The sequence below is a fragment of the Pseudomonas sp. SWRI77 genome, from assembly GCF_014269105.1.
Classification (GTDB): Bacteria; Pseudomonadota; Gammaproteobacteria; order Pseudomonadales; family Pseudomonadaceae; genus Aquipseudomonas; species Aquipseudomonas capeferrum.
This window is the reverse complement of sequence record NZ_JABWRV010000019.1, coordinates 104,311-125,921: the sequence shown is the minus strand read 5'-3', so window position 1 is coordinate 125,921 and position 21,611 is coordinate 104,311. Positions and strand designations below refer to the sequence as shown.

20 protein-coding genes are annotated in these 21,611 nt (G+C 64.1%); 10 read left to right on the top strand and 10 right to left on the bottom strand.

Features of this window, described 5'->3' with window-relative positions; translation table 11 throughout:
* Positions 1-92: 92 nt before the first annotated feature.
* Together HU766_RS18465 and HU766_RS18460 are read right to left on the bottom strand one after the other, a co-directional pair.
* On the bottom strand, positions 93-1,295 hold the full coding sequence (locus HU766_RS18465) for an MFS transporter (protein WP_186659593.1): 1,203 nt from the start codon (positions 1,293-1,295) through the stop codon (positions 93-95).
* Between the two features lie 113 nt (positions 1,296-1,408).
* Positions 1,409-2,308, bottom strand: a complete 900-nt coding sequence (locus tag HU766_RS18460) for a LysR family transcriptional regulator (protein WP_186659588.1) — start codon at positions 2,306-2,308, stop codon at positions 1,409-1,411.
* 117 nt (positions 2,309-2,425) lie between these two features.
* Between HU766_RS18460 and HU766_RS18455 the strand changes: the two genes are divergently transcribed.
* From HU766_RS18455 to HU766_RS18445, 3 genes are all read left to right on the top strand, one after another.
* Positions 2,426-2,776: a cupin domain-containing protein gene (locus tag HU766_RS18455; RefSeq protein ID WP_186659585.1), complete on the top strand. Its 351-nt coding sequence runs from the start codon at positions 2,426-2,428 to the stop codon at positions 2,774-2,776.
* A gap of 256 nt (positions 2,777-3,032) precedes the next feature.
* On the top strand, positions 3,033-5,450 hold the full coding sequence (locus tag HU766_RS18450; RefSeq protein WP_186659583.1) for a glucose/quinate/shikimate family membrane-bound PQQ-dependent dehydrogenase: 2,418 nt from the start codon (positions 3,033-3,035) through the stop codon (positions 5,448-5,450).
* Positions 5,451-5,559: 109 nt separating this feature from the next.
* Positions 5,560-6,828 (top strand): carbohydrate porin, encoded by a 1,269-nt coding sequence (locus tag HU766_RS18445; RefSeq protein ID WP_186659580.1) that lies wholly within the window; start codon positions 5,560-5,562, stop codon positions 6,826-6,828.
* 47 nt (positions 6,829-6,875) lie between these two features.
* On the opposite strand, the gene argE is transcribed toward HU766_RS18445, so the two are convergent.
* Both argE and HU766_RS18435 read right to left on the bottom strand, forming a co-directional pair.
* The gene (gene argE, locus HU766_RS18440) at positions 6,876-8,036 is read right to left on the bottom strand and encodes an acetylornithine deacetylase (protein WP_186659578.1); all 1,161 of its coding nucleotides are present in this window, start codon (positions 8,034-8,036) and stop codon (positions 6,876-6,878) included.
* Positions 8,029-8,703, bottom strand: a complete 675-nt coding sequence (locus tag HU766_RS18435) for a DUF1028 domain-containing protein (RefSeq protein ID WP_186659575.1) — start codon at positions 8,701-8,703, stop codon at positions 8,029-8,031. Before HU766_RS18435 ends, argE begins: the two co-directional genes overlap by 8 nt.
* Between HU766_RS18435 and HU766_RS18430 the strand changes: the two genes are divergently transcribed.
* The 3 genes from HU766_RS18430 to HU766_RS18420 all read left to right on the top strand — a co-directional run bounded on the left by HU766_RS18430 (position 8,702) and on the right by HU766_RS18420 (position 10,731).
* A complete protein-coding gene (locus HU766_RS18430) occupies positions 8,702-8,896 on the top strand; it encodes a hypothetical protein (protein WP_186659571.1) in 195 nt (64 codons plus the stop codon). The two genes, HU766_RS18435 and HU766_RS18430, sit on opposite strands and share 2 nt — an antisense overlap.
* A gap of 99 nt (positions 8,897-8,995) precedes the next feature.
* On the top strand, positions 8,996-10,315 hold the full coding sequence (locus HU766_RS18425; RefSeq protein ID WP_186659568.1) for an NAD(P)/FAD-dependent oxidoreductase: 1,320 nt from the start codon (positions 8,996-8,998) through the stop codon (positions 10,313-10,315).
* Positions 10,315-10,731 (top strand): RidA family protein, encoded by a 417-nt coding sequence (locus HU766_RS18420; RefSeq protein WP_033697417.1) that lies wholly within the window; start codon positions 10,315-10,317, stop codon positions 10,729-10,731. The genes HU766_RS18425 and HU766_RS18420 overlap by 1 nt, the downstream gene beginning before the upstream one ends.
* On the opposite strand, the gene HU766_RS18415 is transcribed toward HU766_RS18420, so the two are convergent.
* The 4 genes from HU766_RS18415 to HU766_RS18400 are packed head-to-tail and all read right to left on the bottom strand — an operon-like array spanning position 10,722 to position 14,481.
* Complete coding sequence (locus tag HU766_RS18415) at positions 10,722-11,528, bottom strand: sugar phosphate isomerase/epimerase (RefSeq protein ID WP_186659566.1); 807 nt, start codon at positions 11,526-11,528, stop codon at positions 10,722-10,724. The two genes, HU766_RS18420 and HU766_RS18415, sit on opposite strands and share 10 nt — an antisense overlap.
* Positions 11,525-12,265, bottom strand: a complete 741-nt coding sequence (locus HU766_RS18410) for an SDR family NAD(P)-dependent oxidoreductase (RefSeq protein WP_033697414.1) — start codon at positions 12,263-12,265, stop codon at positions 11,525-11,527. The genes HU766_RS18415 and HU766_RS18410 overlap by 4 nt, the downstream gene beginning before the upstream one ends.
* The gene (locus HU766_RS18405; protein ID WP_050506041.1) at positions 12,262-13,611 is read right to left on the bottom strand and encodes an MFS transporter; all 1,350 of its coding nucleotides are present in this window, start codon (positions 13,609-13,611) and stop codon (positions 12,262-12,264) included. The genes HU766_RS18410 and HU766_RS18405 overlap by 4 nt, the downstream gene beginning before the upstream one ends.
* A gap of 42 nt (positions 13,612-13,653) precedes the next feature.
* Positions 13,654-14,481 (bottom strand): amidohydrolase family protein, encoded by an 828-nt coding sequence (locus HU766_RS18400; RefSeq protein ID WP_186659563.1) that lies wholly within the window; start codon positions 14,479-14,481, stop codon positions 13,654-13,656.
* A gap of 147 nt (positions 14,482-14,628) precedes the next feature.
* Between HU766_RS18400 and HU766_RS18395 the strand changes: the two genes are divergently transcribed.
* Positions 14,629-15,582 (top strand): LysR family transcriptional regulator, encoded by a 954-nt coding sequence (locus HU766_RS18395; protein ID WP_186659560.1) that lies wholly within the window; start codon positions 14,629-14,631, stop codon positions 15,580-15,582.
* Between the two features lie 39 nt (positions 15,583-15,621).
* On the opposite strand, the gene pgm is transcribed toward HU766_RS18395, so the two are convergent.
* Positions 15,622-17,259, bottom strand: a complete 1,638-nt coding sequence (gene pgm, locus HU766_RS18390; RefSeq protein WP_186659558.1) for a phosphoglucomutase (alpha-D-glucose-1,6-bisphosphate-dependent) — start codon at positions 17,257-17,259, stop codon at positions 15,622-15,624.
* A 113-nt stretch (positions 17,260-17,372) separates the two neighbouring features.
* Between pgm and HU766_RS18385 the strand changes: the two genes are divergently transcribed.
* From HU766_RS18385 to HU766_RS18375, 3 genes are all read left to right on the top strand, one after another.
* The gene (locus HU766_RS18385) at positions 17,373-18,020 is read left to right on the top strand and encodes a DUF1345 domain-containing protein (protein ID WP_186659556.1); all 648 of its coding nucleotides are present in this window, start codon (positions 17,373-17,375) and stop codon (positions 18,018-18,020) included.
* A gap of 82 nt (positions 18,021-18,102) precedes the next feature.
* The gene (locus tag HU766_RS18380) at positions 18,103-18,888 is read left to right on the top strand and encodes an RHS repeat-associated core domain-containing protein (RefSeq protein WP_186659554.1); all 786 of its coding nucleotides are present in this window, start codon (positions 18,103-18,105) and stop codon (positions 18,886-18,888) included.
* A gap of 228 nt (positions 18,889-19,116) precedes the next feature.
* A complete protein-coding gene (locus HU766_RS18375; protein ID WP_027593589.1) occupies positions 19,117-19,377 on the top strand; it encodes a DUF1652 domain-containing protein in 261 nt (86 codons plus the stop codon).
* Here HU766_RS18375 and HU766_RS18370 read toward each other — a convergent pair.
* Positions 19,374-21,461, bottom strand: coding sequence for an EAL domain-containing protein (locus HU766_RS18370; RefSeq protein ID WP_186659552.1), 2,088 nt, complete (start codon positions 21,459-21,461; stop codon positions 19,374-19,376). The two genes, HU766_RS18375 and HU766_RS18370, sit on opposite strands and share 4 nt — an antisense overlap.
* Positions 21,462-21,611: the final 150 nt, after the last annotated feature.

The window sequence follows — 21,611 nt, the reverse complement described above, 5'->3', positions numbered from 1 at the left end:
CGCGAAAGGGGCGCGCAGCGGCCCCAGATTTCAGCTTCGCCGCATAGATTGTCGGGGCCGCTACGCAGCCCTTTCGCGACGCAAGGCCGCTCCTACAAACCCCGCCGGGCCTGGATGAGGAACACGATCAGCGCCACCCCGGGCAACCCGGCGCCCACCAGCGCTACCCCGTGCCAGCCGAACTGGGCCAACAGCGCACTGGCCACCGCCGAGCCCAACGCCCCGCCCAGAAAGATGCTGGTCATGTACACCGCGTTCAGCCGCCCACGGCTTGCCGGGTCCAGGGCATACACTTCACGCTGGCCTATGACCATGTTCATCTGCACCGCGAAGTCCAACAGCACGCCTGTCAGCGCCAGGCCGATCACGCTGAAGCCAGGCGAAGTCAGCCCGATCAGCAGCGCCACCGGCGCCAGCAGCAAGGCCGCCAGCGAACCGGCACGGGCATGCCCGGCATCGGCCAGGCGCCCGGCCAAGGGCGCGGCCACAGCGCCCACCGCACCGACCAGGGCAAACAGCGCGATCTGGCTCTGCGACAGGCCGTACTCCCCTGCCAACGCCAGTGGCACCGCGGTCCAGTACAGGCTGAAGGCCGCGAACATCAATGCCTGATACAGCGAACGCTGACGCAGCACCGGATAACGGCGCAGCAGCGCGATCAGCGACATCATCAGCGCGGCATAGCTGGCCTTGTGCTCGGGCACTCGCCGCGGCAGGGTCAGGGCCAGCAGCACGATGATCGCCAGCATCACCCCTGCCGCGCCGATGAACACGGTTCGCCAGCCGAAGTGGTCGGCCACCAGGCTCGACAACGGCCGCGCCAGCAGAATGCCCAACAGCAGCCCGCCCATGATATTGCCGACCACACGCCCACGCTGCTGCTCGGGTGCCAGGTGCGCCGCCAGCGGGATCAGCATCTGCACCGCCACCGAACTGAACCCGATCAACAGCGCATAGCCCAGAAACAGCTGGCCCTGGCCACTGCCGCTGGTGCCTGCCAACAGCAGGCTGATGCAGGCCAGCACCGCAGTGGCGATCATCAGTCGGCGGTTTTCCAGCAGGTCGGCCAGCGGTACCAGCAACAGCAGGCCCAGCGCGTAACCCAGCTGGGTCAGGGAAACGATCAGGCTGGCGTGCTCGTTGGAAAGCCCCAGGTCTGGCGCGATCAGCCCGACGATGGGCTGGGCATAGTAGATATTCGCGACGATGGCGCCGCAACAAAACGCCAGCAGTGTCACCAGGGCCCGGCTCAGGCCGATGGCCGAGGGCTGCTCTGCAGCTAGGGAGGGGTTCATAGGATGTGCCTCGACAAGGGACGAAATATGCCGCACACCTTACCCAGGCGTGCCGCAGGCGAGAATCCGGCCAGCACGCAACAGGGCTTTGCACCCTGCGCAACGCTGGTGTTTCAGGGGGCCAGCAAGCCTTCACAGAAGCCGATGAACGCCTGCACCCGACGCGAGCCGCGGTGGTTGGGCAAGTACAACGCATTGATCCTTTCATTGGCGGTGCCGGGGCTGACCTGCCAATCAGCGAACACGCGCTGCAGCGCGCCGCCAGCCACATCCTCACGCACCAGCCAGTCGGCCAGCAGGGCAATCCCGCTACCCGCCAGCGCGGCTTCACGCAACAGGTCGGCATTGGCGCTGCGCAGCGGCCCGCTCACGTCCAGCTCCAGCACCTGCTGCCCGCGAGACAGGCGCCAGGGGCGAGCTTTTTGCCCATAGCGAAAACGCAGGCAGGCGTGCTCCATCAACTGTTGCGGGTGGGCCAGCGTTTCGCGACCGCTCAGGTAGGCGGGGCTGGCCACCAGCCAACGCTCGAACCGACCCAGAGGGCGGCACACCAGCTCATCATTCGGCGCAGGGTCGCCCAGGCGGATCGACAGGTCGTAACGGCCATCGAGCAAGTCATCCAGGCGATCGCTCAGGTCGATGTCCAGCTCCAGGGCCGGGTGCCTGGCCAGAAACGCCCCCAGGTGCGGCGCGATCACCCGGCGCCCGAATTCCACTGGCAGGCACAGGCGCAGCACGCCGACCGGCTCCTCGCCCCGGTCGGCGACACTGGCATCGGCTTCGTCCAACGCTTCGAAGATGCCCCGGGTACGCGCGTAGTAGCGGGCGCCCGCCTCGGTCAGGCTGACCTGGCGGGTCGAGCGGTTCAACAAGGTCGCCCCAAGCTCCGCCTCCAAGGCATCGACCAAGCGTGTCACCGACGATGTCGCCAGCCCGAGCTTGCGCGCTGCTGCAGAAAACCCCTGAGCATCGACGGTCGCCGCGAACATCTTCATGGCCAGGAGTTTGTCCATTTTTCGCCCATCGTTGAAAACTCGGAACGGTCCTACAATCTAGTGGGCGGGTCAAGAAGCGCGCGGCCCGGCAATCACGTCCATAGTGGAAGCACCTCCCTTTGAACGAGATGACACATGGTGCCCCTCAACGTGCTCAGCCCCCTCCCGCCCTGCGACCCGACCTCTGCCGAGCGGGTCGACGAGCTGCTCAGCCGCCCCGGTGTGCGGATAGAGCGCATTGTCTCGAGCGGCCAATGCAGCCCAACGGGGTACTGGTACGACCAGGCCGAAGGTGAATGGATCGTGCTGCTGAGCGGCGCAGCCGGCCTGCGCTTCGAGCATGAAAACCATACCCGGCTGCTGGAGCCTGGCGATTGCCTGGACATCCCGGCGCATTACCGCCACCGCGTGGAATGGACCGCACCCGGTACCCCGACTGTTTGGCTCGCGGTGTTCTACAGCAGCACCACCCCGTGGCCCGACTGAGGCTGTGCGGTGCAATCGGGGCCTGCAGGTGCTGCAGGCTTTCGTGGGCAGCGACTCGACCAAAGTATGAGTACCGATTGCATAGCCCGCATGAACGCATGGTTTACTGCAATTTTCAGCGCGTGATCTAGACTTTTGCCGACACCTTGGCCAGTTCAGCCCTGCGACAATCAGCCTCACAAAACTTTGTACTAACTTGTTAATTAGCTTGCTAAGGGCTTAAACTGCGCACATTCCACCTGCTGAGATCCCTGGCATGAAAGAAACACCGCGCGCCTCTGGCGCCACAACCCTCATTCTGGTCGGCCTGGGCGTTATCGTCGCCCTGCTCGGCCTGCTCCTGGCCGCTGGCGGCATCAAACTGGCCGGCCTCGGCGGCTCCTGGTATTTCCTGGTCGGCGGGCTGGCCATGGCCATCGCCGGTATCCTCATCGCCCGTCGCAAGGTCGCTGGGGCCTGGCTGTATGCCGTGTTCCTGATCGGCACCGCGATCTGGGCACTGATCGACGCGGGCCTGGTGTTCTGGCCGCTGTTCTCCCGCGTGTTCATGTTCGCCGCGATCGGTATGGTGGTGGCGCTGGTCTACCCGCTGCTGGTCCGCGCCAACGGCGGCACCACCGGGCGTAGCGCCTACGGTATCGCCGGTGTGCTGGCGGTGGCGCTGGTGGTTGCTGCAGGCAACATGTTCGTCGCCCACCCAAGCGTCGCCCCTACCGGCAAAGGCCCTGGCATGACCCCGGTCGAAGCGGGCAAGGAGCAGAAGGACTGGGCCCACTACGGCAACACCGAAGGTGGCAGCCGCTTCGCTGCGCTCGACCAGATCAACCGTGACAACGTCAACAAGCTGAAGGTGGCCTGGACCTACCACACCGGTGACGTCGCCATCAGCGACGGCAACGGCGCCGAGGACCAACTGACCCCGCTGCAGGTTGGCAACAAGGTGTTCATCTGCACCCCGCACAACAACCTGATCGCACTCGACGCCGACACCGGCAAAGAGCTGTGGAAGAACGCAATCAACGCCCAGTCCAAGGTCTGGCAGCGTTGCCGCGGCATGGCCTACTTCGACGCCACCGCGCCGCTGGCCCAACCGACCCAGCCGAACAGCTCGCCGATTGCCGCGGCCACTGTGGCGGCCGGTGCCAACTGCCAGCGCCGCTTGCTCACCAACACCATCGACGGCCGCCTGATCGCAGTCGATGCCGACACCGGTGAGTTCTGCCAGGGCTTCGGCAACAACGGCCAGGTCAACCTCATGGCCGGCCTGGGTGACGTGCCGGACTCCTTCTACCAACTGTCGTCCGCGCCGCTGATGGCCGGTACCACCGTGGTGGTTGGCGGTCGCGTTGCCGATAACGTCCAGACCGACATGCCAGGCGGCGTGATCCGTGGCTTCGACGTCATCACCGGGGCCATGCGCTGGGCGTTCGACCCAGGCAACCCGGAAGACCGCAACGCCCCGGCCGACGGCAGCAGCTACGTGCGCAGCACCCCGAACAGCTGGGCACCGATGTCCTACGACCCGGCCATGAACACCGTGTTCCTGCCGATGGGTTCGTCGTCCACCGACATCTATGGCGTTGAACGCAACACGCTGGATCACACCTACGGTGCGTCGGTACTGGCGCTGGATGCCACCACCGGCAATCAGAAATGGGTCTACCAGACCGTACACAACGACCTCTGGGACTTCGACCTGCCGATGCAGCCAAGCCTGATCGACTTCACCAAGGACGACGGCAAGACCGTGCCTGCGGTGGTGATCGGTACCAAGGCCGGGCAGATCTACGTGCTTGACCGTGCCACCGGCAAACCGCTGACCCAGGTCGACGAAGTACCGGTCAAACCGAGCAACATCCCCAATGAGCCGTACTCCCCGACCCAGCCGAAATCGGTAGGCATGCCTCAGATCGGCGCGCAGACCCTGACCGAATCGGACATGTGGGGCGCTACCCCGTATGACCAGTTGCTGTGCCGCATCGACTTCAAGAAAATGCGCTACGACGGCCTGTACACCGCGCCGGGCACCGACCTGTCGCTGAGCTTCCCGGGCTCGCTGGGTGGCATGAACTGGGGCAGCATTTCCACCGATCCAGTGCATGGTTTCATCTTCGTCAACGACATGCGCCTGGGCCTGTGGATCCAGATGATCCCGTCGCAGAACAAAGGCGATGCCGCTTCGGGTGGCGAAGCACTGAACACCGGCATGGGCGCCGTCCCCCTCAAGGGCACGCCTTATGCGGTGAACAAGAACCGCTTCCTGTCGGTTGCCGGCATCCCCTGCCAGGCACCGCCATTTGGCACCCTCACCGCCGTCGACATGAAAACCCGCCAGATCGCCTGGCAGGTACCGGTCGGCACCGTCGAGGACACCGGCCCGCTGGGTATCCGCATGCACCTGCCGATCAAGATCGGCCTGCCCACCCTGGGCGGTACGCTGTCGACCCAAGGCGGCCTGGTGTTCATCGCCGGCACCCAGGACTTCTACCTGCGCGCCTACGACAGCAGCAACGGTAATGAAGTGTGGAAGGCCCGCCTGCCGGTGGGTAGCCAGGGTGGCCCAATGACCTACGTTTCGCCGAAAACCGGCAAGCAGTATGTGGTGATCACCGCCGGTGGCGCGCGTCAGTCAACTGACCGTGGCGACTACGTGATTTCTTACGCACTGCCATAAACCGCGTCACCCCCCTCGCTGGCAAGCCGGCTTCCACAGGCCCTACACGGAACCTGTGGGGGCCGGCTTGCCAGCGATGAGGCCCTGAAAGATCAATCGAGACCCCGCAATGCCATCCGCAATTCGCATCACGTCTTCCCTGCTGCTTGCCCTGGCCAGCAGCAGTGCCCTCGCCGACGGCGACCTCATGAACCGCAGCACGATGACCGGTGACTGGGGTGGCCTGCGCCATCAGCTCGAAGAAGACGGCGTCAAGTTCACCGGCGACTACAGCGGTGAAACCGCCTACAACGCCCACGGCGGCCTGCACCGTTCGGCCCGTTACTCGCAGAACCTCAAGCTTGGCGTGCAGTTCGACCTGTCGAAACTGTATGGCCTGGAGAACGGCGGCAAGGTTCAGCTGACCATCAACGACCGCCGCGGCAACAGCGCCTCGGAAGACCTGGTGGGCAACCGCCTGCCGATCCAGGAGAACTTCGGTGGCCTGTACACCCGCCTGACCGAACTGAGCTACGAGCGCACCCTGTTCACCCCGGCCCTCAACGTCAAGCTCGGCTACATGGCCATGGGCAACGACCTCGGCGGCCTGGACAGCGGCATTCTGTGCAACTTCATGAACGCCGGTTTCTGCGGCCACCCGCTGAACATGTCCGGCGGCAGCGGCTGGACCAACTACCCCAACGCGCACCTGGGCGTGCGGGTCAAATACGACCTGTCGCCGTCCTGGCAGCTGCGGGTGGCGGCGTTCAACGTCGACCCCGAAAGCAACGGCAACTCCAGCCGTGCCTGGCACCTGGGGCCCAAGCACACCACCGGCACCGTGGTGCCGGTGGAGCTGGTGTACAAACTGCAAGGCGAGCTGCCAGGCGAGTACAAGCTGGGCTACTACTACGACAGCTCCGATGTGAAACGTATCGGCAGCGACAAGGACGTGTCCGGCCGTAGCGGCCATTACCTGTTGATCGACCAGGCCGTGTGGAACGACCAGGGCTCGCCGGGCCGCAGCCTGCATGCCTTTGGCCAGTACTCGGCATCGAGCAAGGCCGCTTCGCCGTTCACCAAGTGGTATGGCGCCGGCGTGGTGCTGTACAAGCCGTTCGAAGGCCGCCCGCGCGATACCGTGGCCCTGGGCTATGGCCGCGCCGTGCCTAACCCGCGCAGCCGCGATGTGCTGGAAGATGCCGCGTTCGACGCAGGCCAGCAGTTCCCGGACATCGACAGCGCTGAACAGTTGATCGAACTGAGCTACGGCTACCAGGCCACCCCTTGGCTGAACCTGCGGCCGGATGTGCAGTACATCATCGAGCCTGGGGCGTTTTCGGGCAAAGCCATCGACAATGCGTTGGTCGTCGGTTTGCAGGTCAAAGCGACGTTCTGACCTTAATTGGCAGTGACATCCTGGGGCCGCAACGCGGCCCCCGTTTTTCAGCCCTGCCGCAGGTAATCCACCAGCCGCAGCAACATGGCATCACACCCCTGCAACTGCTCGACACTGACAAACTCGTCCGGCTTGTGACCCTGCTCCATACTGCCAGGCCCGCAGACCACCGTCGGGATTCCCGCCTGATCGAACAGGCCGCCTTCGGTACCGAACGCTACCGTGCCGAACGCTTGCGAACCACTGAGCAACGCCACCAGCTGCGCCGCCTCGCTGTCAGCCGGCGTGGCCAGCCCCGGGTAGGCACTGAGTGCTTGCAGGCGGATATCGGCGCCCTCGTTGACGGCGCGCATGCGGGGCAGCAACTCGGCCTCGGCGTAACTCTGCAACTGGTCAGCCACCCCTTGCGCGTCGAAGCCCGGCAAGGCACGCACCTCGAAGTCGAACTCGCACTCCTCGGGCACGATGTTCAGCGCCCTGCCCCCCTTGATCACGCCGGTCTGCACCGTGGAGAACGGCGGATCGAAACGCACGTCATGCTGCTCGGGCTGCGCCAGCCCCTCACCCATCTCGCCCAGCTTGCCGATCAGGCGCGCCGCGTACTCGATGGCATTCACCCCATAAGGCGCATAGGCCGAATGGCAGGCCGCGCCATGGACCTGACAACGCATGGCCAGCTTGCCCTTGTGGCCTAGCACCGGCTTGAGCTCGGTCGGCTCGCCAATCAGGCACAGCCGCGGTTTATGGGGCCGCTGTTCAAGGGCCGCGAGCATCGAACGTACCCCCAGGCAACCGACTTCTTCGTCATAGGAGAACGCCAGGTGCAGCGGCATACGCAAAGGCCGCGCGAGAAACGCCGGGACCGCCGCCAGCACCGAGGCAATGAAGCCCTTCATGTCCGCAGCGCCGCGCCCGTACAAGCGCCCATCACGTTCGCTCAGGGCAAACGGCTCGACCGTCCAGGCCTGGCCGTCCACCGGTACCACGTCGGTGTGCCCCGACAGCACCACACCGCCCACGTCCTGCGGACCGATGGTGGCAAACAGGTTGGCCTTGGTGCCTTCGGCGTTATGGAACAACTCGCAGTCCACGCCAAGACCCGCCAAGTAGTCACGGATAAAGCCAATCAGCGCCAGGTTGGAATCGCGGCTGACCGTGGCAAAGCCGATCAGCCGGGCAAGCAGCGCGCGGCTGGCGAACTCACTCATTCCCCGGTACCCCGTAGCTTGGCGCTGCCGTGGGGTCGAGGGCGCGGGTCACGTAGTCCTGCATCTGGGGGCGATAGGCCTGCCACAGACCCTCCAGTTGCCCGATCGGGTCCTCATCGGCCCAGTCGACACGCAGGTCCACCAAGGGCCAGGTCAGCTCCCCGGCAATCTTCAATGCCGCAGAGTGCACAGGGCCGGCCTCGCCCCCCGCCGCCATGGCCGCGTGCATGGCCGCCAGCAGGCGGTCGGCCAGATGCCCCTCGGCCTGTTCGAAGGCGTGCACCATGGCCTCGATCACCTGCCGGGAAGACAGCAAGTTACCGGCCGCAGCGCACTGCTCGCCCGCCACGGCATCATGTACACCCAGGGCCTGCTTGCCGGTGAACAGCGCAACTTGGCCATGGCTGTCGATCACCGTGACCTGACGGTATTCGCTCCAGCCGTTGGCATTGAGCACCCGGTCCAGCGCGGCAGGCGGCAACTGCCCCTGCTCCAAGGCATCGAGCAGCTGCGGCCCGAGTGCCGGCAAGGTGATGTTCTGGGTCGCGACCGCCCCCACACCTGCACGAACCCAGGGGCAGCGTGCCCCTACCGCAATGCTCGACGAACTGATGGCGATACCGACCTGGCCGGTTTCCTGGCAGCGACCGATGATGGAGAAAGTCATGTCATGGCTCCTGTTGTTCTGTCCAATGCACGCCATTCTGGGTGGAAGCATCCAGCATGCGAAACGACCTTTTTCCGAGGGCTTGAACAGGAAAAAACTAAGCCCCTCGACCGCCCTGCGAAAAACCGCCAAAACACCGTTGCAAGCCGCACGAATCAAGGCCTTCGCCGTTTTATCGGCAAGCACCAGCTAAATACTATTTTCGCCATTTGTGCTGCATCCCTAGTCTGGCCCCAGGCAACGGCGGTCCTCCAAACCGACCTTACAAAAATCGCCAGAAAAGGGCTCGGACATGACTCTGAACAACATCGAAATCGACACCCTCGTCGTCGGCGCCGGCCAAGCCGGCGTGGCCATGAGTGAACACCTGAACAAGCTCGGCGTGCCGCACCTGGTACTGGAGCGCAACCGCATCGCCGAAGCCTGGCGCACCGGCCGCTGGGACTCGCTGGTCGCCAACGGCCCGGTCTGGCATGACCGCTTCCCGGGGCTCGAATTCAACCTCGATGCCGATGCATTCGCCGGCAAGGACCAGGTCGCTGACTACTTCGAACAGTACGTGCGCAAGTACAACCTGCCGGTACGTACCGGCATCGAAGTGAAGAAAGTGGTGCGTAACAGCGACCGCCCCGGCTTCACCATCGAAACCAACGAGGGCGTGATCCGCGCCAACCGCGTGGTCGCCGCCACCGGCCCGTTCCAGCGCCCGGTGATTCCGGCCATTGCGCCGCAAGACCCACGTATGCACCAGATCCACTCCGCCGCCTATTTCAACCCCGAGCAGTTGCCCGCAGGCGCCGTGCTGGTAGTGGGTGCGGGTTCTTCGGGCGTGCAGATCGCCGAAGAACTGATGCGCGCCGGGCGCCAGGTGTACCTCTCGGTCGGCGCCCATGACCGCCCGCCACGGGCCTACCGCAACCGCGACTTCTGCTGGTGGCTGGGCGTGCTGGGCGAGTGGGACGCAGAAATCGCCAAGCCCGGCCGTGAGCACGTGACCATTGCCGTCAGCGGCGCACGCGGCGGCCACACGGTGGACTTCCGCGCCCTCGCCCACCAAGGCATGACCCTGGTCGGCCTCACTCAGTCGTTCAGCGAAGGCGTTGCCCGCTTCCAGGACAACCTGGCGGACAACATTCGCCGTGGCGACGAGAACTACCTGGCCCTGCTCGATGCCGCCGATGCCTACATCGAACGCAACGGCCTGGACTTGCCAGAAGAGCCCGCAGCTCGCGAGCGGCTGCCCGACCCAGAGTGCGTCAGCAACCCGCTGCTCGAACTCGACCTGATAAAGGCCGGCGTCAGCAGCATCATCTGGGCCACCGGCTATGGCGTGGACTTCAGCTGGTTGCAGGTCGACACCTTCGACGCCAACGGCAAGCCTCAACACCAGCGCGGCGTTGCCCGCGAACCGGGCGTGTACTTCCTCGGCCTGCCCTGGCTGTCACGCCGCGGCTCGTCGTTCATCTGGGGCGTGTGGCACGACGCCAAGCACGTCGCCGGCCACATCGCCACGCAACGGACCTACCTGGCCTACCGCGACAGCGATCAACGCGCAGCGGATGACCAGCAACAACCCACGATCAGCAACGTCAGCACCCTCGGAGCCCACTGATGCCTACCCATACCCGTATCCGCATGTTCAACACCAAGGTCACCTACCCCAACCAGACCCTGGACAACGACCTGTGCCAGGCAGTGCGCGCCGGCAACACCGTCTACGTACGCGGCCAGGTGGGCACCGACTTCGAAGGGCGACTGGTGGGCCTGGGTGACCCACGGGCACAAGCCGAACAGGCGATGAAAAACGTCAAGCAGCTGCTTGAAGAGGCAGGCTCGGACCTGTCGCACATCGTCAAGACCACCACCTACATCACCGACCCGCGCTTCCGCGAGCCGGTGTACAAGGAAGTCGGCAAGTGGCTCAAGGGCGTGTTCCCGATTTCCACCGGGCTGGTGGTGGCAGGCCTTGCCCAGGCCGAGTGGCTGATGGAGATCGACGTGATCGCCGTGGTGCCGGATCAGGCTTGAGCCACCGCCTGCGCACTCAGCCAGGCCTGCGTTACCCGCGCAGCCGCCGTTAGCCGCTGTGCCCCGTGCAACTGGGCTGACGGCACTTCCACGCTGAGGCTGACGCCTTTGGGCAAGGCTGCGAGCAACTGCACCAACGGCAGTTGCCCGTCGCCCGGCAACTGCCGGCCCTGGCGCGCTTCCTGGATGATGCCGCTCTCGGGTGGCGCCTGCAGGGGCACATCGCATAACTGCACGGCCTGCAAGTAATGCGGGTCCATGTGGGCAAGGTCCGCCACCTGCCCCCCCGCGCGAAACAAGTGCAGGGCATCGACCAGCACACCGCTGTTGCCTTGCCCCGCCCCTGCCACCACGCTGTAGGCCTGCTGCACGGTCGCCACCGGCCGCCAGCGCATGAACTCAAGGTCCACGCGCAGGCCATAACCCCGCGCCAGCACGCACAAGGCCGCGAAGTGCCCGGTCAGACGCGCGAAATCGGCGTCATCCCCCGACACCGTCAAGCTCACCGCCCCCAGCTCTGCACCTGCCGCCAGCAACGGCTCGTAATCGGCGACCACCACCTCGGGCGTCAATGACACGAACTCGATGTCAGCGACCCGCACGCCCTCGCCCGCCATCACCGCCTTGAGCTCACGCAGCGCCTGGCTACCCGCCGCTTCCGGGTAAGCCAGTGCACCCGGCAGCACCGGGTGCAAGCGCAGCCCCACCGAACTGAAGCCGGCACGGCGCGCCTCGCGCACCAGCACCGCAGGCGCCAGGTCCAGCGCCGTCAGGTGAGCGACGCCGAGGCCACTCAATAGGTCGCCCTCCCGCCGCTGAGGTCGAACACGAAGCCGGTGGTGAAACTGCACTCGGGCCCGGCGATCCAGCTCACCATGTTGGCGATTTCCTCTACCTTCAGGAACCGCCCCATGGGGATCTTGGCCTTGCTCGCGGCAATGTGCTCCGGGGTCATCTCGGCCATCAGCGGTGTTTCGACCATGGCCGGCGCCACGCAGTTGAGCAACACGCCATCCTGCGCCAGCTCCTTGGCCGCGGCCTTGGTGAAGGCGATCACCCCTGCCTTGGCTGCCGAGTAGGCCGAGATGTATTGCACGCCATCCTTGCCGGCCATCGAGGCGACATTGACGATGCGCCCGTAGCCGCGCTCACGCATGTGCGGGATGGCGGTGCGGCAGCAATAGAACACGCCGTTCAGGTCAATGGCGATGACCTTGTCCCAGGCCGCTGGCGGGTATTCCCAGGCGGGCACCACCGGGCCATTGATACCGGCGTTGTTGACCAGGATCTCGACCTGCCCGACCTGCGCCAGCACATGGGCGAAGGCCGCCTCTACCGAAGCCAGGGACGACACATCGACCGACTGACGCAGCACAGGCTCGAAACCCTGCTCGGCCGCGTCCCAGCCATCGACCGCGAGGTCCCAGATCACCACCTGGGCGCCGGCAGCGTGCAACCGCTGCGCAATGCCCAGGCCGATGCCACGCATGCCGCCGGTGACGATTGCAGTCTGCCCTTGCAGGTATTGGCTCATTGCTTTGCTCCATTATCGAGAGAGGGAACGTCTGGCAGGCGACGCAGGTCGCTCACCATGAACAGGTAACACAGCGCACCCAGGACGGTGATCGACGACACGAAGACCAGGGCCCAGACAAACGAGCCGGTCATTGACACGATGATGCCGATGGTCAATGGGGTGACGATGCCCGCCGCGTTGGCGAACAGGTTGAACAGGCCGCCACTCAAACCCAGCAGGCCTTTAGGCGCGATATCGGAGACGATCATCCAGGCCAGCGCCGACATGCCCTGGGCAAAGTAGGCGATGCAGAGAATGGCGATCACCAGCGCGTCGGATTCGACATAGTTGGCCAACACAATGACCGAGGCCGTGAGCAGGCCGGCAATCACCGGCAGCTTGCGCGCCACGTTCAGCGAGTAGCCACGGCGCAGCAAGGCGTCGGACAACCAGCCGCCGACCAGGGTCCCCAGCGACGCGGCGATGAAAGGCAGGACTGCGACCCAGCCGACCTTCAGCCACGGCATGTGCCGCTCGGTCACCAGGTACGTCGGAAACCAGGTCAGGAAGAACACGTTGGTCGAGTTGCAGGCAAACTGCCCCAGGCAGATACCCAGCATGTTGCGGTGCTTGAGCAACGCCGGGATCTGCGACCAGCGGAACACCGTGGCTTTCTGGCCACCGTCGACCACGCCGCCGCCGGCGGCGATGTAGTCGAGTTCGGCCTGGTTAGCCGTGGTGGACTGGTGCGGTTCATGGTATTTGCGCCACCAGACCAGGCCATACAGGATGCCCATCAGCCCGACCGCCATCAGCAGAAAACGCCAGCCGTAGGCATGCAGCACCCAGAACAGCAGCGGCGTTAAAAAGGCCAGCCCGGTGTACTCGGCGAAGGTGTAGATACCGGTCGCCCTGGCCCGTTCACTCTGCGGGAACCAGGTCGCCACTACGCGACTGTTGGTGGGGAAGCACGGTGCTTCGGTCACCCCCACCAGAAAACGCATGCCCAACAGCGACAGAAAGCCCTGGGCCAACCCCTGCAAGCCGGTGAACAGCGACCACAGCGTCAAGGCCAGCCAGTAGGTAAACTTGGTACCCAGCCGGTCGATGAGGATCCCGCCCGGGATCTGCGCCGCCGCGTAGGTCCAGGAAAACGCCGAAAAAATCACCCCCATCATCGCCGCATTCAGGCCCAGGTCGGCACTGATACTGGGCGCCGCTATGCCCATCACGCTGCGGTCGAGGTAGTTGATCATGGTGCCGCCAGATATCAGCGCCAGGATCATGAAGCGCGTGCGGGTGCGTTGTTGCAGGCGTGCTGGGGTGTCGAACACCCCCAAGCCGATGTTCTGCTCAGTGTTCATGACGGTTGCTCTCTTGTTATTGGAATGGCAAAGGGCGCTGCGTCAGGCGAACCCGAACAGACGTCGCGGCGTGCCCCACATGACCTTGCGGCGCAGTTGCGCGTCCGGCATCAGGCGCTCGGCCAGTTTCAGCAAGGGCCCGTAGTCCACCCGCGCGCGCTGGCGAATGAACGGCCAGTCGGAGCCCCACACACAAGCATCCGGGCCAAAGGCCTCGATCAGGGCATGGACGTAGGCACTGCTCTGCGCCAGCAGTGCATCGGCCGCGGCAAACTTCTGCATACCGGACAGCTTGACGCTGGCCCGGCCGCTGCCAGCCAACTGCAGCAAGGCCTGGAAGCCCGGCTGCTGGACGCCGGCGCATACGTCTGGACGGCCGCAGTGGTCGATCAACAGGCGTGCCGAGGTACGCTGCAGCAGCCCGCGCAACGCCAGCAACTGGTCTTCGCAGACCTGCACCTGGGCAAACAGGTCGAGTTCGGCGAGCTTGCCGAACAGCCCGTCGACCGCGTCGAGGCTCGCCACACCGTACAGCGCCGGGTTGAAAGCCACCCCGACCACCCCTTGGGCCCGCAGCGCGGCCAGCGCATCGAGGGTGATGCCAGGGTCGACCACCGCCACGCCCTTGAAACGCCCCTGCCCCACGGCCAGGGCGTGCAACAGGCAACGGTTGTCGGTGTGGTAGCCGCTGTTGGGGCCTACCAGCAAGGCATGCTGCACACCGTAGGCTTCCATCACCCGGTTGAACTGCTCGAGGGTGGCGACCTCCTGCCCGGAAGGTGCATAGGGCGCGTCGGGGTGATAGGCAAAGCGGGCGGGGTCAAACAGATGGTTATGGCAATCGATCTTGGGTTCGTCAAAGATGTTCACGCAGCACTCCCCTCAAGCGCCGCTGCGCTTGCCTGCAGATCTTGTTATGGTGCGCCGCAAAGGCGGCTCGACTCGGTTCAAGATACTGCGAGCCCAGCGGAAGCGCTCATACCCAGATGGCGAATACCATAACCAAAGGTAATGCTCATGCCCCTCGACAACGAAGGCCCGGAAACCCGCGCGCTGGTGTTCAAACTGCGGCACATGGAAGTGTTTCGTGCGGTGATGCTGACCGGGTCGATCAGCGCGGCGGCGAAAATGCTTTATGTGTCGCAGCCGGCGGTGAGCAAGTTGATCCAGTACATCGAGGGGCGCCTGGCGTACCGGTTGTTCGAGCGCATCAACAACCGCCTGGTGCCTACCCACGAGGCGCAGATTCTCTTTCGCGAAGTCGAGCGGGTGTATCAGGCGGCGCTGGAGGTCAATGAATGTGCGTTGTCACTGGCCAGTGGCGGCCATCGCAACCTGCGCATCTCGTGCAGCGCATCACTGTCGACCGTGGTCATCCCGATTGCGCTGGCCCAGCTCAAGCGCGAGTCGCCCTCGCTGAACATCGAGTGGCAAACCTCGCTGATGGGTGAAATGCCGAACCAGATCCTGTCGAAGAAGGTCGACCTGTCGATTGCCGCCTTGCCGGTGATCCACGATCACCTGCATTCACGGGCGTTCATGCGTGGCCGCATGGTGGTGGTGATGCCACCGGAGCACGCCCTGGCGCGGCAGGCATCCCTGACCCTGGAGCAACTGCAAGGCCATGACTTGCTGTTGTTCAGGCCCGACATGCCGTTTGGCAAACTGCTGGCCGAACACATCCACCAGCGCGGCCTGCAGCTGCAATCATTGTTGTCGTTCACCAATGCCAACGAAGCCGTGGCCCTGGTCAAGCAAGGCATGGGGCTTACCCTGATCGACGAGTTCGTGGCGCAGGACAGCGGCTTGGCGGTGGTGCCACTGGCCGAAGAAATCCACTTCGACATCAGCTTTGTCTATTCGCGCTTCGAACCGCCCTCGCACTCGGCGCTGCACCTGATGCAGGTGCTGCATGCGCAGGCGTTGAAGCTTGGGCGTGGGGTTGCCGGGTTCGAGCTGCCTACCGCCTGAGGCAGAGAAGCGGCCCAGCAAGGCCGCCTCTGCAGGGAATCAGGCGATGGCGGCGTCCACCAACACCTGCGCTTCCTGCACCAGGCGCTGCAGGTGCGCCTCGTCGATGAAGCTCTCGGCGTAGATCTTGTAGATGTCCTCGGTGCCCGACGGCCGCGCGGCAAACCAGCCGTTGGCGGTCATCACCTTCAACCCGCCAATCGCCTGGCCGTTGCCTGGCGCATGGCTGAGGATCTGCACGATCGGCTCACCGGCCAGTTCGGTCGACTTGACCTGTTCGGGTGCCAGCTTGCTCAGCAACGCCTTCTGCCGTACATCGGCCTTGGCCTCGACACGCGTAGCAAACGGCTTGCCCAGTGCCGCCGTCAGGTCCGCATAGGCCTGGCTCGGATTGCGCCCGGTTCGTGCGGTCATCTCTGCGGCCAGCAAGGCCGGAATCAACCCGTCCTTGTCAGTGGCCCAGACCGAGCCATCGCGGCGCAGGAACGACGCCCCCGCGCTTTCCTCGCCACCAAAACCCAACGAACCATCGAACAGGCCCTGGGCAAAGAACTTGAAGCCCACCGGCACCTCATACAGTTCGCGGCCCAGGCGCTCGGTGACGCGGTCGATCAGGCCGCTGGACACAACGGTCTTGCCCACTGCCGCGTCGCTGCGCCACTGCGGGCGGTGACGGAACAGGTAGTCGATGGCCACAGCCAGGTAGTTGTTCGGCTGCAACAGGCCATCCGGGGTGACGATGCCATGGCGGTCGTGGTCCGGGTCGCAGGCAAACGCCACGTCGAAGCGCTCGCGCAGGCCAATCAGGCCCTGCATGGCGTGGGGCGAGGATGGGTCCATGCGGATCTGGCCGTCCCAGTCGACGGTCATGAAGCGGAAGGTCGGGTCGACCTCGGTGTTGACCACTTCCAGGTTGAGCTTGTAGTGCTCGGCGATCGCCGCCCAGTAATGCACCCCGGCCCCACCCAACGGGTCAACACCCAGGCGCAGGTTGGCGCTGCGAATCACATCGAAGTCGATGACATTGCCCAGGTCTGCCACGTAGTGGCTCACGTAGTCGTGGCGATGGGTGGTGGCCGCTTGCAAGGCCTGGGCATGGTCCATGCGCTTGACGCCCGCCAGGTTCGCCGCCAGCAGTTCGTTGGCCTTGGCCTCGACCCACTTGGTCACGTCGCTGTCGGCCGGGCCTCCATTGGGCGGGTTGTACTTGAAGCCCCCGCTTTGCGGCGGGTTGTGCGACGGCGTGATGACGATGCCGTCGGCAAGGCCTTGTTCGCGGCCACGGTTGTAGCAAAGGATGGCGTGGGACACCGCCGGGGTCGGCGTGTACTCGTCGTCTTTGGACAACATCACCTGCACGCCGTTGGCCGCCAGCACTTCCAGCGCACTGGCCGAGGCCGGTGCCGACAGCGCGTGGGTGTCGGCGCCGATGAACAGCGGGCCGTCGATGCCCTTCTCCTGGCGGTACAGGCAGATGGCCTGGGTGATGGCCAGCACGTGGTACTCGTTGAAACTCAACTCGAAGGAAGTACCTCGGTGCCCCGAGGTGCCGAAGGCCACCCGCTGGGCCGCCACCGCCGCGTCGGGGCGGCCGGTGTAGTAAGCGGTGAGCAGTCGGGGAATATCGACCAGCACGCTGGCCGGAGCCAGCTTGCCTGCCAAAGGACTGAGCGTCATGCAGAAACCTCGAGTTCAACGGATGTTGGTGTTGGAGCCTGCAGTGTACTGAGAGTTGCAATGCCGCGCGATGGTCTAGAGTATTTGCCATCACTCCCCGGCAACGAGGCCCCATGGCTGTCCACCGCCTGACCCGCACTCACCCCCGCCTCACGCTCGCCGCCCTGGTCGGCATCATCGGCGCCTGGCTGGTCCCGGCAGGTGACACCGTCCAGCACATCCTCGTCGGCTGGAACCTCGGTGTCTGGCTTTACCTGCTGCTGGTGCTGTGGCTGACCTGGAACGCCAACCCGGATAAAGTCCGCAAGGTCGCCCAGATCGAGGACGAAAACGCCGGGCTGGTTCTGTTTACCGTGTGCATCGCCGCCATCGCCAGCCTGGCCGCGATCACCCTGCAACTGGTCTCCAGCCGCGGCCTGCAAGGCAATGCGCTGACCCTGCACTACCTCTACACCGGCTTGACCGTGGCCGGCTCCTGGCTGCTGATCGGCTGCATTTTCAGCCTGCACTACGCCCGGCTGTTCTATAACGGGCAAAACCACGAACCCCCACTGCGCTTCGCCGATGGTGAACGCAACCCCGATTACTGGGACTTCCATTACTTCTCGTTCACCATCAGCGTGGCGGTGCAAACGTCCGATGTCGGCGTCGCCGGGCGTGGGCTGCGGCGGGTGGTGCTGGCGCACTCCGTGGTCGGCTTCGTGTTCAACACGGCGATTCTGGGGTTCACCATCAATATTGCGGCGGGCCTGCTGGGTTAATTACCCTGACAGTTCTGCCAGTAGACGGCCCGTCAACAGGCAGAAAGAATAAGGAATTCGTTATCCGCTGCAGGTCGAAACCATGACTATTTTTGCCCAACCTCCAACGTCTACGCGATTCTTCTACGAGGCAAATCGCTTATGCAGTATCAAGGGTGCCTCATCCGAGCGTATCCTGCGGGCTCAGGGAATCGGGATCGGGCAAAAATCTGATACCACGAATGTGCAGCTTTACCAGTTAGACGACGCACGCTCCATTATAGGAAGCGCTTCAACACGCTCGGCATTTCCCTACACACCTTATGGTGGCGGGAGCTCGGATGAACCCTTGCTTTCGTCATCTTTCGTCGGCCAACGCTTCGACACTGCTTCTGGCGGTTATCCGTTGGGCAATGGACTGCGTCTCTATAAACCCGGCATTTTCCGGTTCGCCTCATCGGACGCGCTGTCTCCCTTTGGAAAAGGGGGATTTAATTCATACAGCTATTGCCAAGGCGATCCAGTCAATCGACATGATCCAAGCGGTCAGTTTTGGATAGTTCGATACCTACTCCGTGCTACCCGCGGGTTAATTCGCACTGCCACTCATGTCATTAAGGAGACTTGGGGCCATCTGGCTGACCAGCTAGCGCCAGGCTTTAGGGTACTCGGCGACGTGGCAATGGCTGCCGCGTCTGTCCCAACCGAGCAGTCGATGAGGGCCAGGACATTGATTCTACGGGAACAGCCCACCCTTCAGCCGCCATTAGAAATTGCATCTCAATTCAACCGTCCACGCGTATCAGATGCCATCGGCGGACTGCCCCATATTCAATCGAGCGTCAGAAATGGCACGCCGCACCATTCGTCTGAAATTACTACGTACTGATTGTGCAGAATAACGTTGTATCCGCGCGCTGTTGCCCAAGGAAAACGTTTGCCAAGACGTCATTAGCCCAGTGCGGTCCATGAAAAGGATGTGACCACGGTCATGCATTGGCACATTAACCCTATCTGCAGCCGGGAATTCCCCATGGCAGGTGCTATGGTTACATTCCCGGCGGCCGTGCCTGCGGCCACCCGCTCACCGCGTCCAGGTAAGGACAAGGAGGCTGGCATGAACAAGATGACGTTCCCAAACGCCTGCCAGGTGATGCGCTGGCATTTCCACCCGTTGGGCTTCGAGGCCAGCATGGATGCGCCGCGCAGCATGATCGCGCGCCTGTTCGACCGCGCCACCGGGGAAACCCTGCTGGCCATCGCCGGCATCCCTTGCGCCGCCATCATGGCCGCAGCGGATGTCGAGCGCATCATCGAAGCGGTCGAGGCCGAAATGGACGCCTTCGTACCGGTCTTCGCCTTGCGCGACGCAGGCTAAACCGGCACCTCGGGTTCCTGGCGCAGCGACTGCAAATTGCCCATGAACTGCTCTGCCGGCACCGGCTGGCCCAGCAGATAACCTTGCAGCGAATCGCACCCCAGGCGGGTGAGGAAGTCTTGCTGTTTGTCGGTCTCTACCCCTTCGGCAACGATGCGCAAACCCAGTGCCTGGCCCAGGGCAACGATTGCAGAGACAATCGCGGCGTCATCGCTGTCCTGCTCCAGGTCACGCACGAAACCGCGGTCGATCTTCAGTTCGTTAGCCGGCAGGCGCTTGAGGTACATGAGGCTGGAGTAACCAGTGCCAAAGTCATCGATTGACAAGTCCACGCCCATGTCGGACAGGCGTTGCAGCACCGTCAGGCTGGCATCGGCGTCGTGCATGGCGGTGGTTTCGGTGATTTCCAGGGTCAGGCAGTTGGCCGGCAGGCCATTCTCGCTCAAAGCCCGGGCCACGCTTTCGACCAGCCCAGCGTGGCAGAACTGGATGGCCGAAAGGTTGACCGCCATGCGCCAGCCCAGGTGCCCTTGGTCCAGCCACTGGCGCATCTGCCGGCAGGCTTCGTCGAGCACCCATTCGCCAATGGGGATGATCAGGCCGGTCTTTTCCGCCAGGCCGATGAACCGATCAGGCAGCAACAACCCCTGCTGCGGGTGCTCCCAGCGCAGCAGGGCTTCGGCACCGATCGGCTGGCAGGCCTGGGCATCGAACTTGGGCTGGTAATGCAGGCGGAACTGGCCCTGCTCCAGCGCCTGGCGCAGGTCCTGCAGCAACTGCAGTTGCTGCCGGGCGTTGCTGTTCATCGACACGTCGAAGAAGCTGTAGCCATTCTTGCCTGCGCTTTTGGCGTGGTACATCGCGGCATCGGCATTGCGCAGCAACTCGTGCTGGTCCAGGCCATTGCCGGGGTACAAGACGATGCCCAGGCTGGCCGTGAGTTGCAGATCATGCTCGGCGACACGGAACGGCCGCGACACCAGGTTGACCTGTTTGACCGCCACGTCCATGGCATCGTTTGGCTCCTGCAATTCCACCAGCAGCACGAACTCGTCGCCGCCAATGCGCGCCAAGGTGTCCTGGCTGTGCAAGTGGCCACGCAAACGTGCGGCCACGGCCTTGAGCAACAAGTCGCCGACATGATGACCAAAGGCATCGTTGACCGGTTTGAAGCCATCCAGGTCGATGAACATCAAGGCAAAGCACCCGCCCTGCTCCGCCACCTTGCCGATGGCCTGCTCGATGCGGTCGGCCAGCAGGGTACGGTTGGGCAGGTCGGTGAGCGTGTCGTGCAGGGCCAGCTGGGTCAGCTCCTGGTTGGCCAGGGTCAGCGAGCGGGCAAGTTCAGCGGTGCGCGCTTCCAGGCGCGCGTCCAGCACCGAGGTCAGCAACGCCACCGCCAATACCGCCAGGGTGGTGATCAGCACCAGGTAGACCAGCCCGTCGCCTTGCAGCCCGCCGCCCAGCGCACCACAGAAGCTACCCGTAGGGAAATTGGCCGCCGCCATGCCGGTGTAGTGCATGCCCACTATGGCAACCCCCATGATCACGGCCGCCAGGCCCCGGATCTGGCGCACGTAAGGGGTGTGCCTGCGCAAGCGAAACGCGATCCACAGCGCCGCCGCCGAGGCGCCAACGGCGATCAACAGCGAAGCGCCGAACAGCGTTGGGTCATAGTCGATGCCCGGTAGCATGCGCAGCGCGGCCATACCGGTGTAGTGCATGCAACTGATGCCTGCCCCCATGATCAACGCACCGAAGCCCAGTTGCAGCCAGGGCAGGCTTGGCTGGCTCACCAGCCACAAGGCAAAGCCTGACGACAGCACAGCGATCAACAGCGAAAACGCCGTGAGCCCTAGGTCGTAGCCCAGGTCGATGGGCAGGCTGAACGCGAGCATACCGATGAAGTGCATCGACCACACGCCGATGCCCATGGCCAGCGCGCCGCCCCCCATCCACAGGTGCACAGCCCTGCCTTTGGCCGTGGCAATACGGCCGGTCAGGTCAAGGGCGGTATAGGACGCCAGGATCGCCACGCACAGCGAAATCAACACCAACGAAGAGGAGTAGCTGCCTGTGAGCATTGGGAGTTCCAGCGACAGGCCAGGGGGCCCGGAAAAAGCTGACGATTGTACTCAAGCTTTGGCGAAACGCACGGGGTTTTTGCGAATGGGAATGGATCCAACATCCCCTTCTTAGGCCCTGCCCAGGCGCGGCCTGTGGGTGCGGGCTTG